Raw genomic sequence first — 13,538 nt, forward strand, 5'->3', positions numbered from 1 at the left:
CGTGACAGTCGTACACGAACCACCGCGGCGTCCCGGACAGCTCGCCGTCGCGACGCCGCGTCCACCTTCCAATGAGCGACTCCCAGCACTCCCCGGAGACGGACCCGAGAGCAGCGTACGACTACCAGAGCGAGACGGTGCGCCGCGCAGGGCTGGTCGACGACCTCGAGGATCGAGTCGACGGCGACGTCCGCTTCGACGAGTACTCCCGCCAACTGTACGCCACGGACGCCTCCGCCTACGAGGTGACGCCGATCGGCGTCGTCTTCCCGGCGTCGACCGACGACGTCGCCGCCGTCGTGGAGTACTGCGCCCGGCGCGAGATCCCCGTCCTCCCGCGCGGCGGCGGGACGAGCCTCGCCGGCCAGGCGGTCAACGAGGCCGTCGTGCTGGACTTCACCAGACACATGGACGGGCTGCTCGGCGTCGATCCCGACGCCGCGACCGCCCGCGTCCAGTCGGGCGCGATCGTCGACGAGCTCAACGCCGCGCTCGAACCCCACGACCTGAAGTTCGCGCCGGACCCGGCCGCCGGGAATCGAAGCGCGGTCGGGGGCGCGATCGGCAACAACTCAACGGGGGCCCACTCGCTGAAGTACGGCAAGACCGACGCGTACGTCCGGGAGGCCGAAGTCGTGCTAGCCGACGGCACCGTGACGACGCTCGGCGAGGTGTCGCTCGACGAGCTCCGGCGGAAGGCCGATCCCGAGGGCGACCTCGAAGCGCGGATCCACGCCGCGGTCGCCGACGTCGTCGACGAGCGCAGCGACGCCGTCCGTGAGGTGTTCCCGCAGCTCAAGCGCAACGTTTCGGGGTACAACCTGGACCGGCTCCTCGACGAGGCCGGCGAGGCGCCACGCGCCTCGGACGGCGCGAACGGTGAAACCGTGAGCGAGGACGGCTCGGTCAACCTCGCCCGCCTGCTCGCGGGCAGCGAGGGGACCCTCGCGGTGATCACGGAGGCGACGCTGGACCTCGAACCGATCCCCGAGACGAAGTCGATGGCGCTGCTGACCTACGAGGACCTGCTCGACGCCATGGAGGACGTGGCGCCGATCCTCGAACACGATCCCGCCGCGGTCGAAGTGCTCGACGGCGTACTGCTCGATCTCGCCCGCGAGACCGAGGAGTTCGGCGATCTCGTCGAGATGCTCCCCGAAGGGACTCGCGCGGTCCTGCTCGTCGAGTTCTACGCCGAGGACGACGCCGAAGGGATGGAAGCCGTCGCCGACCTGCTCGCCGACCGCGTGCCGGACGCCACGAGCGAGGTGGCGCCGGCCGAGAACGCCGCGTCGATCACGGCGGCCCCGCAGCAGGCGTTCGCCGCTCGCGAGGCACACGAGCCCGCAGAGCGCGCGAAGTTCTGGAAGCTCCGGAAGTCGGGGCTGCCGATCTTGCTCTCCCGGACGAGCGACGCCAAGCACATCTCCTTCATCGAGGATACCGCGGTCCCTCCGGAGAACCTCCCCGAGTACGTCGCGGACGTTCAGCAGGTGCTCGAGGACCACGACACGTTCGCCTCCTTCTACGCCCACGCCGGACCGGGCTGTCTGCACATCCGTCCGCTGATCGACACCAAATCGGAGGCGGGCGTCGAGCGCATGGAGTCGCTGGCCGACGCCATCACCGATCTCGTCGTCGAGTACGGCGGCAGCGTCTCGGGCGAGCACGGCGACGGCCGCGCGCGGACGCGGTGGAACCACAAGCTGTACGGCGAGGCGGTCTGGGAGGTGTTCCGCGATCTCAAATCGGCGTTCGACCCCGACTGGCTGTTGAACCCGGGGCAGGTCTGTGGCCTGTCGCCCGAGCGCGTCGCGGCGGCCGAGGGTACGGACGCAGCGGCGTCCGACGCCGCTGCCCGTACGGACGCCGACACCGAAGGTCGACCGACTGACGCCGACGCCGCTCTGCCGGACATGACCGAGAACCTCCGGTTCGACCCCGACTACGAGTTCGACGCCGGCTTCGAGCCGACGCTGGAGTGGTCGAACGACAACGGGTTCCAGGGGATGGCCGAGCTCTGTCACGGCTGCGGGGGCTGTCGCGGCGGACAGGACACCACCGGCGGCGTGATGTGCCCGACGTTCCGGGCGGCCGACGAGGAGATCACCAGCACGCGCGGGCGGGCCAACGCCCTTCGCCAGGCGATGAGCGGCGACCTGCCGGACGACGAGGTGTTCACCGACGAGTTCGTCACCGAGGTGCTCGATCTCTGTATCGGCTGCAAGGGCTGCGCTCGCGACTGCCCCAGCGAGGTCGACATGGCGAAGATGAAAGCCGAGCTGACCCACGAGTACCACCAGCGCGAGGGCGCGAGCCTGCGCGATCGCCTGTTCGCGAACGTCGAACTGGCCGCCAAGCTCGGCTCGGCGACGGCGCCGCTCTCGAACTGGCTGACCAAAGTGCCGGGCGCCGGCGTCCTCGCGGAGAAGGCGCTGGGCATCGCCCGCGAGCGCGACCTTCCGACGTTCGAGCGCCAGTCGTTCGTCGACCGGATGGCCGACCGCGACCCCGACGTGAGCGTCGCGGAGGCCGAACGCAAGGCGCTCGTGTTCCCGGACACGTACACGAACTACAGCGACCCCGAGATCGGGATGGCCGCCGTGCGCGCGCTCGAAGCCGCGGACGTCCACGTCGCCGTGCCCACCGAGGTCACCGGCAGCGGCCGGCCGGCGTTCTCGAAGGGCTTTCTCGACCTCGCCCGCGAGCGCGCCCGGCACAACGTCGAGGAACTCGCGCCGCTCGTCGCGGACGGCTGGGACGTCGTCGTGGTCGAGCCCTCCGACGCCGTCATGCTCCAGTCGGACTACCGCGACCTGCTCACCGGTGAGGCGGTCGAGCGCGTCGCCGGCAACACCTTCGGCGTCGCGGAGTATCTGGATCTGTTCGATCTCGACGTCCCGGCGGACGCCGGCGGCGAATCGGTCACCTACCACGGCCACTGCCACCAGACCGCGACCAAGCGCGAGCGCCACGCCCCCGCGGTGCTCGAGCGGGCGGGCTACGACGTCGACGTGCTCGACAGCGGCTGCTGCGGCATGGCCGGGAGCTTCGGCTACGAGGAGGAACACTACTCGATGAGCCAAGCGATCGGCTCGATCCTGTTCGACCAGGTCGAATCGAGCGGCGGCGAGACGGTGACGGCGCCGGGAACCTCCTGTCGCAGCCAGCTCGCCGAGCGCGACGGTGGCGCGGAAAAACCGACCCACCCTGTCGAGCTGCTCGATCGGGCGCTGTGACGAGGGGCCGCCGTCGTCGGCCCCGTGCCGCCTGTCCGCGCGCCGTCAGGGGCGGATCTCGATCTTCGCGCTCGCGTACAGTCCCCGCTCCTCGGGCGAATCGACGTCGACGAACGCCGCGATCTCGTGGCGGCCCTCCTCGGCGTCGGTCCACTCCCGATCGCCGGTCTTGAACGTCTGGCGCCAGGTGCGCGAGAACGCCTTGGTCTCGCTTCGGGCGAACGTCAGGTGCTCCTTGCGGTCCGGCGGATCGACGTCGTCGACGCGGGCGTCCTGCCGGACGCCGTCGACCGTCCAGTCCCAGCGCACCGGCGTCGGTGTCGGGATCGCGATCGGGACGGGCGCGCGGTTGCGCATCCGGACTCGGATCGCCACCGGTTCGCCCGGCGCGTACGTCTCGCGTTCGGTCTCGACGTCGACCGTGATCGCACGATCCCGGAGCGACGTCGGCACGAAGAGCTTGCTGACGCCGCCCCAGTCGAGCATCGTCGGGAGGCGGTTGCCCGCGACGTCGTCGTCCTCGTCGCTCGGTTCGTGAGGCTCCTCGCCGCGTCGCAGCGCGTCCGATTCGTAGATCCGCCGCATTGGAATGCGGTACTCGTCGCGCCGTCAAAAGAGTGTGCCCCCGTGCGTCGGTCGTCGTCGCGGGCGGGGCGTCAGTCGTCGGCACTCGTCTCCGCGCCTTCGGCGCCGAACTCGCCGCGGTCGGGGTCGACCGCTCCGTCCTCGTAGCGCGGATCGAACAGGTGACACGCGGCCTCGCCGGCCTCGGTGTCGCGCAGTTCGGGATCGTGAGCGACGCAGGGCGTCGCGAACTCGGATCGGAGCCGCTTCGCGGCCGCCTCGACCTCCCCGCTGGCGACCTCGGTCAGCGCCTCGGACAGCACGGCGTCGGCCGACGCATCGGCGATTTCGGGCGGGACGTCGTGTCGCTCGCGGATCGCCCGTGCGATCGCCTCGGGGGCGGGGTCGTCACCGCCGTCGGCGCCGGTAGCGTCCGCGGCGTCCGAGCGGGCCGCCTCGAGATCGACGGCGCCGTCCTCGATCTTCGTGCGCAGCGTCAGCACCGATCGCCACGTCGACTGCTCGAACTCGTAATCCGCCGGCTGGATCACGCGCGGACAGCGGGTGTGGAACTTGCAGCCCTCGGGCGGATCGATCGGCGAGGGAACCGTTCCCTCGAGCACGATGCGGTCTTCCTCCCACAGCGGGTCGGGCTCGGGGATCGCCGACAGCAGCGCCTCGGTGTAGGGGTGATGCGGCGGCTCGAAGATCTCCTCGGGTGTCCCGATCTCGACGACCTCGCCCAGGTACATCACCGCGATCCGGTCGGCGATGTGCTCGACCACCGAGAGGTCGTGGGCGATGAAGAGGTAGGACAGCCCGAACTCCTCCTGAAGGTCCTCCAGGAGGTTGAGGATCTGTGCCTGGACCGAAACGTCCAGCGCCGAGACGGGCTCGTCGCAGACGACGAACTCGGGGTCGACCGCGAGCGCCCGCGCGATGCCGATGCGCTGGCGCTGCCCGCCGGAGAACTCGTGTGGGTAGCGGTTGGCGTGGCTCGCGCTCAACCCGACCGTCTCCAGCAGTTCCTTCACGCGCTCGTCGCGGGTCTGGCCCTCGGCGAGCCCGTGGATGTCCAGCGCCTCGCCGACGATGTCGCTGATCGTCAGGCGCGGGTTGAGGCTGGAAAAGGGGTTCTGGAAGATGAACTGCAGGTCCTTCCGGTGCTCGCGCAGCTCGCTGTCCGACAGCTCGGTCAGGCTCTTCCCGCGGTAGTAGACGTCGCCCTCGGTCGGCTCCTCGAGCTGCAGTAGCGTCCGCCCGAGCGTGCTCTTCCCGCAGCCGCTCTCGCCGACGAGGCCGAGCGTCTCGCCCTCGCGGATCTCGAGGTCGACGCCGTCGACGGCTTTGACCCACTCGCGGCCGCCGAGCAGGCGATCCAGGAAGCCGGAATCGTTCGAGTAGTACTTCGTGAGTCCGTTCGCGCTGATCAAGGGTTCGTCACTCATCGAGCTCACCTCCGTCGCGGTCGGAAGCACTCGCTCCCGACAGATCGCCGCCGTCGGTGTCGATACCGGTCGGGTCCGCCTTCCCCGCGTCGGCACCGCGCCCCGGTCGATCGCGCGGGTCGGCGCCGCGGATCTCGACCTCGAAGTCGAGGTCGCCCTTCAGTTCGCCGGTGTACTCCAGGCAGGACGCCACGTGCTGATCGTGGTCGGCCGGGTCGAACGCCCCGCCCGTCTCGGTATCGACCAGCGGCGGCTCGTTGCGGACGCAGGCGTCCTCGGCGTACGGACAGCGCGGGTGGAAGTCACAGCCCGGCGGCAGTTCGATCAGGTCCGGCATCGTGCCGGGGATCGTCTGTAGCCGCTCGCGCCCGTCGCCGATCCGCGGGATCGACCCCATCAGCCCCGCGGTGTAGGGGTGTTTGGGATCGTAGTACAGATCCTCGACGGGAGCCGTTTCGACGGCACTGCCGGCGTACATCACCATCACGCGGTCGCAGATGTCCGCGATCACGCCCAGGTCGTGGGTGATCATCTGGATCGCGGTGTCGAACTCCTCGGCCAGATCCTTGAGCAGTTCGAGGATCTGGGCCTCGATCGTCACGTCGAGCGCGGTCGTCGGCTCGTCGCAGATCAGCAGGTCCGGGTCACACGACAGTGCGATGGCGATCACCGCGCGCTGTTGCATCCCGCCGCTGAACTGGTGTGGGTAGTCCGAGTAGCGCTCCTCGGCGTCGGGGATACCGACGGTTTCGAGCATCTCGATCGCCCGCTCGCGGGCAGCCTCCTCGTCGTAGTCGAGGTGGTGGCGGATCGCCTCGGCGACCTGCTCGCCGACGCTGTAGACGGGGTTGAGCGCTGTCTCGGCGTCCTGGAACACCATCGCGATCCGGTTGCCTCGCAGCTTGCGCATCGCGTCGTCCGGCGCGCGCAGCAGTTCGAGGTAGCGTCGGTCGCCGTCGTGGACGACGAAGTCGTCCTCGGCGATCAGCCCGGCTTCGGCGCCGAACCCGCCGTCGAGGATGTCGTCGAGGTCGATCGCGCCCTCGGCCGCCAGTTCCGACGGCGGGACGTCCTCGTGTCGGTCGTCGCCGGTGAGCTGGGCGCCGCTGACGTCACGGTCGTCCAGCCGCGCGGCGGCAGTCTCGACGTCGTGATTCGTCCGGACCGCGCCGAGATCGACGATGTTGTCCGGGTACTCGGACTCGAATCGGTCGACGGCGTCGTCGGCGCGGAAGCGGATGCTCCCGCTCTCGATCCGGCCGGGGTACTCAAGCAACCGCATCAGCGAGAGGCTGGTGACGCTCTTGCCGGCGCCGCTCTCGCCGACGACGCCGAACGTCTCGCCGGCCTCGATCTGATACGAGAGGTCGTTGACGGCCTTGACGACACCGTCCTCCGTGTAGAACCGGACGTTGAGGTCCTCGGCTTCGAGCAGCGCCATCTACCGGAACCCTCCTTCGGTGCCGCCGCTCTCGCTTTGGGGGTCGAACGCCTCGCGGACGCCGTCACCGACCAGGTTGATCGCCATCACGAACGCGAAGATCGCCAGGCCGGGGAAGAAGGTGATCCACCACTGGCCGCGGTGGAGCGTCTGCTGGCTGTTCGAGAGCATGCTCCCCCACTCGGCGCTCGACGGCGGGAGCCCCAGACCGAGGAAGCCGAGCGACGCCGCCGCCAGCACGACGCTGCCGATCGAGAGGGTCGCCTGGACGATCACCGGCGCCATCGCGTTCGGCACGATGTGCCGGAAGATCACGGACCGGTCCCTCGCCCCGAGGGCCTTCGCGGCGGTCACGTACTCGTTTTCTTTGACGCTGAGGATCTCGCCGCGGATGATGCGGGCGTAGGGGAGCCAGCCGACCACGACCAGCGCCGCGATCATGTTCCAGTACCCCTTGCCGACGATCGCGACGATGGCGATCGCCAGCACGAGAAACGGAAACGCGTACAGCGCGTCGACCAGGCGCATGATCGCCTCGTCGATCCAGCCGCCGTAGTAGCCGGCGATCGCACCCAGCGGGACGCCGACGAACACCGCGAGTCCGACGGCGATGAAGCCGATCGAGAGGCTCCAGCGGCCGCCGAACAGCACGCGCGAGAAGATGTCGCGGCCAGCCCAGTCGGTGCCGAAGAGGTACTCGAGCGACCGCGGCTCCCAGAGCCACGACGGCGCCTGCGTCGCGACGTCGTACCGGTGCGTGCTCGGCGAGTACGGGGCGATCGAGAACGGCTGGACGGTCGTCCCGGCGATCTCGATCGGTCGAGCGAAGATCGCCAACAGCGTCATCAGGAGGATGACCGAGAGCCCGAACACCGCCGCCCGGTTGCCCTTGAACCGCTGCCACGCGTAGTACATCCGCCCTTTGGCGTCTTCGGATTGCAGTTCGGGTTCCCAGTCGGAGAGATCTTCGCGCTCGTCGACCGTCTGGGTGTCGTAGCCCGTGATTCGAATACGTCCTCGTTCCTGTGACATAGTCAGTATCTGATGCGCGGGTCGAGCCACGCGTACGCGATGTCCGCGACCAGGTTCGCGAACACGATCGTTACGCCGATCATCAGCACCGTCGCCTGGATGATCGGGAAGTCACGCTGCGAGACGGCGTTCAGCAGCAGCCGGCCGATGCCCGGATAGGAGAACACCTGCTCGATGACGACCGCGCCGTTGACGATGAAGGCGATCTGGAGCGCCGCCACGGTCACGACCGCGATCATGGAGTTGCGAACGACGTGCTTGATCACGACGGTCCGCTCGGGGAGCCCCTTGGCGCGGGCCATCGTGACGTAGTCCTTGTTGAGCTCCTCGACCATCGAGGACCGCATCAGCCGCATCAGCAGCGCTGACGATGCGGTGCCGATCGTCACCGCCGGCAGCAGCGTGAACATGATCATGTTGTAGCTCAACAGCGGGTAGGACGTGGGCGGCAACACCGGAAACAGGTCGAGCCGGACGCTGAAGATCAGGATCAGGATCAGTCCGAGCCAGAAGTTGGGCAGCGAGACCCCCAGCAGCGCGAACACCCGGCTGATCTCGTCGGCCAGTTCGTCTTTCCTGTAGGCGGCGATGATACCGGTCGGGATCGAGATCGCCAGCGCGATCCCCAGCGACATCACGCCGAGCAAGACCGTGTAGGGGAGCCGCGAGAGGATCTCCTCGGTGACGTTCCGCTCGGAGATGATCGACTCCCCGAACTCGAGCTGGATCGCGTCACCGAGCCACAGCACGTACTGCTTCCAGATCGGTTCGTTGAGGTTGTACTGGGCTCGCAACTGCTGGACGGTCTCGTCGTCGATCTCGGAGAACTGCGTCATGTACGAGACGGGATCGCCGGGTAGCAGGTGCGACATCATGAACGTGACGAGCGTCACTATCAGCAGAACCGGGATCGTCACGAGCAATCGCTTTGCGACGTATCGTCGAAGAGACATTCTTTGGGAGGGTGGTTAGTCGTCGTACTCGATCTCCTGACCGAGTGCGGGGCTGTAAATGCCGGAGTAGTCGGCGCTGGCGCTCGGGTGGACCTGGAAGTCGCTGATCGCGTCACGCGTCGCCATGAGCCGCTGGCCGTGCCAGAGGAACGTGACGGGCACGTCCTGAGCGAGGATCTCGGCGATGTCCTTGTAGATCGATCCGCGCTGGTCGGCTCCGAACGTCGTCTGGCCCTCCTGCATCAGGGAGTCCAGCTCCTCGTTCGAGTAGTGGTTGATGTTGTACCCGTTGGGCGTGAACTGGTCCGAGGAGAACAGCTGGTAGACGAAGGAGTCGGGATCCGCGCTCGCGGTCCAGCCGAGCGCGACGATGTCGCTCGTCTCGGCTGCCGGCCCCGTGATGAAATTGACGTAGGAGCTCCACTCCATCACGTTGACGCTCACGTCGAAGTACTCAGTCTCCGAGAGCGTGTTCGCGATGACTTCGCACCAGCGCTGGCGCACGGGATGCTCGTTCGTTCGGATCTCGGTCTGGTAGGGCGCTTCGATTCCCTCCTCGCTGAACGCCTCGTCGAGCAGGGTCGTCGCAGCCTCGGTGTCCTCGCCGACGTACTCGTCAAGGATGCGCTGTTCGAACTCCTCGTCCCAGTACGGCTCGCCGAGGATCGGCGGGTAGGGCGTTCCGGACTTTCTCGCGGTGTCGTTGTACACAGCGTCCCCGACGATGTCGTCTCGCGGGATCATCCGGGTGATACCACGCCGCAGCTTCTCGTTCTGGAACGGCCCCTGGTTCACCGGGTAGATCAGGAAATCGTAGGTGATACCGTCGTTCCGGTTCAGCGTGAGGTTGTCGTCGTCCTCGACGGACGGAACGTCCATCGGCGGCACGGAGTTGATCGCGTTGACGTCGCCCGCCTGAATGGCGTTGAACTGGGCGGACGGATCGACGACCACTCGCAGGTTGACCTCGTCAAGCGGGGCCTCGCCGGAGAAGTCGCCGGCGTCGTTGACGTCGCCCCACCAGTAGTTGTCGAACCGGGTCGCGACGAACCGGTCGTCCTGGGACCACGACTCGTACTGGAACGGGCCGGTGCCCCGCGACTCGTCGTCCAGAGGCGTGTCGCCGTCGGCGGGACTCGTCGTTCCGGCGGGGACGATCAACACGCCCGAAAGGTCCGCGAGGAACGGTGCGTACGGCCGGGAGAGGTTGAGCCGGATCTCGTAGTCGCCCAGGATTTCGCTGGAGTCGTACCAGCTCGCCACCACGGCCGTATTGACGGTCCCCTGATACCGTTCGATCGAGTGCTGGACGTCCTCGGCGGTCATCTCGTCGCCGTTGTGGAACTGGACGCCCTCCCGTAGCGTGAACCGGAACGTCGTGTCGTCGACTTGCTCCCAGTCGCTCGCCAGTACCGGCTGCGGGTTGAGATCGAAGTCGAACCCGACCAGCGGTTCGTACATCAGATCGATGCAGTTGGAGGACGAAGCGTCGGCCGACGCCGCGGGATCGAACGTCGACGCGTTTGCTCCAAGCGTCCCGAAGTCGACGGAACCGCCGCCACCGCCGCCGCCGCCGTCGACACAGCCCGCGAGCCCGAACGCGCCGGCCGCGGCGCTCGTTTTCAGTACGTTACGTCGGCTGATTCCTCGAGTGGGTCGTCCTTCGTTTGTCATGATTTATCACCGTACTATGGCGATATTCAAAACTCCACATCCATCCATTAAAAACCTAACGGAGCGGACTATATTGTCGCCACATCGATTCAGTCGTCGGGTTTGCTGGTATGAACTGTTTGGAACGCAATTTCGGTTGCGACGTTTATTGCCACGAATGACCACTAACGAGTAGATGTCATCCTAGCCGGACGAATACGACCGATAGTTGCCACATCTGTTCTCTGATACGCTGTCTAACCGCGAGCGCCCGCGTTCGACCAGCCGCCGCACGCCGCTGTTAGCTCACGGCATTTGCCGCCGGCTCCTCCCCTCCCGGCGATACGAAGAAGCGATTCTCGACATCCTCCCCGCCCTAGCGGACGGGGGCGTCTCCTCGAACTTCCGTAACAGGACCACAAAAACCGACCGAACGTCGGTGCAGCCGCCGCAACGGCTGTCAGTCCAGCACGACCAGCACGTCGCCCATGTCGACGCTCTCGCCCTCCGAGACGGCGACCTGCGTGACGGTGCCGCCGGACTCGGCGACGACGTCGTTCTCCATCTTCATCGCTTCGAGCACGCAGATCACGTCGCCCGCGGCGACCTCGTCGCCCTCCTCGACGTTGATCTCCAGGATCGTCCCCTGCATCTCGGCGGTGACGGTCTCGCCCTCGCCGGTGATCTCCGTCCCGCCGCTTCCCTCGTCCGGGCCGGCGCTGGCCGGTCGTGACGCCGATCCGCCGCCGCCGGCTTCGGCGGTGATCGGCGCCGCGCCGCGCTCCTCTAAGTCGACCTCGAAGCGCTTGCCGTTGACCTCGACGGTGAACTCCCGCTCGACCACGTCGTCTTCGTCCTCGTCGGCCTCGGTCTCGGAGCCCCACTGCTGCTGGGCCTCCGCGATCCGGCTCCGGTCGATCTCCTCGTCGAGGTACTTCGTGGTGTGCTTGCCCTCGACGAACGTCTCGTCGGAGAGCATCAGCCGGTGGAACGGGACGATCGTCACGACGCCGTCGATCTCGTACTCGCGGAGCGCCCGCAGGCTGCGCGCGATGCACTCGTCGCGGTCGCCCCCGTGGACGACGAGCTTGGCGATCATCGAGTCGTAGTCGGTGACGATCTCGTCGCCCTGGCGCAGGGCGTCGTCGAGCCGGACGCCGATCCCGCCCGGCGGGTCGTACGTTTCGAGCTTGCCGCCCGTCGCGGGGGCGAACTCCTCGGCGGCGTTCTCGGCGTTGATCCGGAACTCCATCGCGTGGCCGTCGATCTCGACGTCCTCTTGCTCGAATCCCAGTTCCTGGCCCGCGGCGATCCGGATCTGCCACTTCACGATATCGATGCCCGTGATCTCCTCGGTGACGGTGTGCTCGACCTGGATCCGCGTGTTCACTTCGAGGAAGTAGAAGTTGGTGTCGGGGCCGAGCAGTTCGCCGTCGGCCCGATCCTCGTCCTCCTCGACGAGGAACTCGACGGTGCCGGCGTTCGTGTACTCGGCCTCCTTGACGCCCCGTCGAGCTGACTCGCCGATCTGCTCGCGCAGCTCGTCCGACAGCGCCGGGCTCGGGCCCTCTTCGATGACCTTCTGGTGGCGCCGCTGGAGCGAGCAGTCCCGCTCGCCGAGGTGTCGCACGTTGCCCTCTTGGTCGGCGACGATCTGGACCTCGATGTGGCGCGGGTTCTCCAGAAATCGCTCCAGGTACACCGAGTCGTTGCCGAAGTACGCCTCGCCCTCGCGCTTGGCGCTCTGGAGCTGATCCTCGGCCTCCTCGGGCGACTCGACGATCTTCATCCCGCGGCCGCCGCCCCCGCCCTCGGCCTTGATCGCGACGGGGTAGCCGTGTTCGTCGCCGAACTCCGTGACCTGCTCGGGTTCCGTGACCGGATCGGTCGTCCCGGGGACGATGGGGACGTCCGCCGACTGCATGATCTTCCGGGCCTTCGTCTTCTCGCCCAGCGACTCCATCGCGTCGCTGGCCGGACCGATCCAGGTGATCTCGGTGTCCTCGACCTTGCTGGCGAACTCGGCGTTCTCGGCGAGGAAGCCGTAGCCCGGGTGGATCGCGTCGGCGTTGGCCTTGCGCGCCGCCTCGATGACCGCCTCGTGGTCCAGGTACGACTCGCTGGCCTTCGCGGGGCCGACGTTGTACGCCTCGTCGGCGTACCGGACGTGGCCGGAGTTCTTGTCGGCGTCGCTGTAGATGGCGACCGTCCCGACGTTGAGCTCCTCGCACGCCCGCATCACCCGCACGGCGATCTCGCCGCGGTTCGCGACCAGAACCTTCCGGAACATTCTTGACTGAACCATCAGCGACCACGTACGTTACTTTACCGGTTCCTGAAGTTCCGTCGGGAGCCGCACCGCCGTCGTCGTCTACACGGCGGCGTCACGATGCCGTGCTGCCCGCGTGGCGGCGTCACGATGCCGTCGATTTGCGACAAGACACCATCGTCAGGCGTCGCGACGCCGCCGTTCGGCATCGTTGCGACTACCGCTCGGCGTCCTCCACGACCGCGCCCATCACCGCCCGCTCGGCCTTCCTGAGCAGCACCGACGCCGTCCCCGGGCTACAGTCCAGGTCCGCGGCGACGTCGTCCAGCGACGCCGACCGCGGGACGTCGTAGTAGCCTCGCTCCACCGCGGCGGCGACGGCGTCGCGCTGGCGCGCCGTCAGTTCGCTCGCGACACGTCCGCGGCGGCGGTCGAACTTCCCGACGCGCTCGACGTCGGCGTCGGCCCAGTCGGGCATATCTTCCACGAGCCTGCTGAGGTCGTCGCTCTGCCCCACGATCGTGACTCGCATCGTCCCGTCTCCGGGGTACTCGATCGGCGGCACGACGACGAGGTTCCGGCGGACGAACGCGCGCCGGAACTCCCGGTCGACCTCCCTGGTCTCCTGGCAGACGTACGAGTAGAACTCGCGCTCGTCGATCGGCGAGACGGTGTACTCCGGGATCGACTCGACGCTCGCGATCCGGTCGCGGTAGGCGTCGACGTCGCCCGCGACGCGGAACAGCGCGTACTCGACGCCGGCCTCGTGCTCGATGTGCCAGGTGACGAGCTCCGCGCGGTCCATCCGCTCGTCCTCGACGAGGAACGCCTCCATCGGGTGCCGGACCGCCGGCGGCTGGAACACGCTCAGGTCGAGGTAGTCCACGGACGGTCGTACTCCACGATTACACTTAAACTATCTAGCGAGCTAGCGCGAAG

9 protein-coding genes are annotated in these 13,538 nt (G+C 67.6%); 1 reads left to right on the top strand and 8 read right to left on the bottom strand.

From position 1 onward, the window contains the following. Positions 1–71 precede the first annotated feature (71 nt). A complete protein-coding gene (locus ABDZ81_RS12020) occupies positions 72–3,239 on the top strand; it encodes an FAD-binding and (Fe-S)-binding domain-containing protein (protein WP_343774224.1) in 3,168 nt (1,055 codons plus the stop codon). Positions 3,240–3,284: 45 nt separating this feature from the next. On the opposite strand, the gene ABDZ81_RS12025 is transcribed toward ABDZ81_RS12020, so the two are convergent. The 8 genes from ABDZ81_RS12025 to ABDZ81_RS12060 form a co-directional block, all read right to left on the bottom strand. Continuing rightward, entirely contained in the window at positions 3,285–3,824 is a 540-nt protein-coding gene (locus ABDZ81_RS12025; protein ID WP_343774225.1) for a DUF7974 family protein, read from the bottom strand. 71 nt (positions 3,825–3,895) lie between these two features. After that, positions 3,896–5,251: an ABC transporter ATP-binding protein gene (locus ABDZ81_RS12030; protein WP_343774226.1), complete on the bottom strand. Its 1,356-nt coding sequence runs from the start codon at positions 5,249–5,251 to the stop codon at positions 3,896–3,898. Next, a complete protein-coding gene (locus tag ABDZ81_RS12035; protein ID WP_343774227.1) occupies positions 5,244–6,692 on the bottom strand; it encodes an ABC transporter ATP-binding protein in 1,449 nt (482 codons plus the stop codon). Before ABDZ81_RS12035 ends, ABDZ81_RS12030 begins: the two co-directional genes overlap by 8 nt. Then, positions 6,693–7,724: an ABC transporter permease gene (locus ABDZ81_RS12040; RefSeq protein WP_343774228.1), complete on the bottom strand. Its 1,032-nt coding sequence runs from the start codon at positions 7,722–7,724 to the stop codon at positions 6,693–6,695. It lies immediately after the preceding gene. 2 nt (positions 7,725–7,726) lie between these two features. Further along, positions 7,727–8,677 carry an ABC transporter permease gene (locus ABDZ81_RS12045; protein WP_343774229.1) on the bottom strand — a complete coding sequence of 317 codons (951 nt, stop codon included), beginning with the start codon at positions 8,675–8,677 and terminating at the stop codon, positions 7,727–7,729. Positions 8,678–8,692: 15 nt separating this feature from the next. Continuing rightward, entirely contained in the window at positions 8,693–10,351 is a 1,659-nt protein-coding gene (locus ABDZ81_RS12050) for an ABC transporter substrate-binding protein (protein ID WP_343774230.1), read from the bottom strand. A 439-nt stretch (positions 10,352–10,790) separates the two neighbouring features. Further along, positions 10,791–12,620: an acetyl-CoA carboxylase biotin carboxylase subunit gene (locus tag ABDZ81_RS12055; RefSeq protein WP_343774331.1), complete on the bottom strand. Its 1,830-nt coding sequence runs from the start codon at positions 12,618–12,620 to the stop codon at positions 10,791–10,793. Positions 12,621–12,816: 196 nt separating this feature from the next. Beyond that, complete coding sequence (locus ABDZ81_RS12060) at positions 12,817–13,485, bottom strand: helix-turn-helix domain-containing protein (RefSeq protein WP_343774231.1); 669 nt, start codon at positions 13,483–13,485, stop codon at positions 12,817–12,819. Positions 13,486–13,538 lie beyond the last annotated feature (53 nt).

Origin of the sequence: Natronoarchaeum mannanilyticum (genome assembly GCF_039522665.1) — an archaeon.
Classification (GTDB): Archaea; Halobacteriota; Halobacteria; order Halobacteriales; family Natronoarchaeaceae; genus Natronoarchaeum; species Natronoarchaeum mannanilyticum.

What these genes read in the sequence shown, in the direction of transcription:
- ABDZ81_RS12020 (WP_343774224.1), top strand. Translation starts at nt 72, where the DNA reads ATGAGCGACTCCCAGCACTCCCCGGAGACGGACCCGAGAGCAGCGTAC.
- ABDZ81_RS12025 (WP_343774225.1), bottom strand. Translation starts at nt 3,824, where the DNA reads ATGCGGCGGATCTACGAATCGGACGCGCTGCGACGCGGCGAGGAGCCT.
- ABDZ81_RS12030 (WP_343774226.1), bottom strand. Translation starts at nt 5,251, where the DNA reads ATGAGTGACGAACCCTTGATCAGCGCGAACGGACTCACGAAGTACTAC.
- ABDZ81_RS12035 (WP_343774227.1), bottom strand. Translation starts at nt 6,692, where the DNA reads ATGGCGCTGCTCGAAGCCGAGGACCTCAACGTCCGGTTCTACACGGAG.
- ABDZ81_RS12040 (WP_343774228.1), bottom strand. Translation starts at nt 7,724, where the DNA reads ATGTCACAGGAACGAGGACGTATTCGAATCACGGGCTACGACACCCAG.
- ABDZ81_RS12045 (WP_343774229.1), bottom strand. Translation starts at nt 8,677, where the DNA reads ATGTCTCTTCGACGATACGTCGCAAAGCGATTGCTCGTGACGATCCCG.
- ABDZ81_RS12050 (WP_343774230.1), bottom strand. Translation starts at nt 10,351, where the DNA reads ATGACAAACGAAGGACGACCCACTCGAGGAATCAGCCGACGTAACGTA.
- ABDZ81_RS12055 (WP_343774331.1), bottom strand. Translation starts at nt 12,620, where the DNA reads ATGTTCCGGAAGGTTCTGGTCGCGAACCGCGGCGAGATCGCCGTGCGG.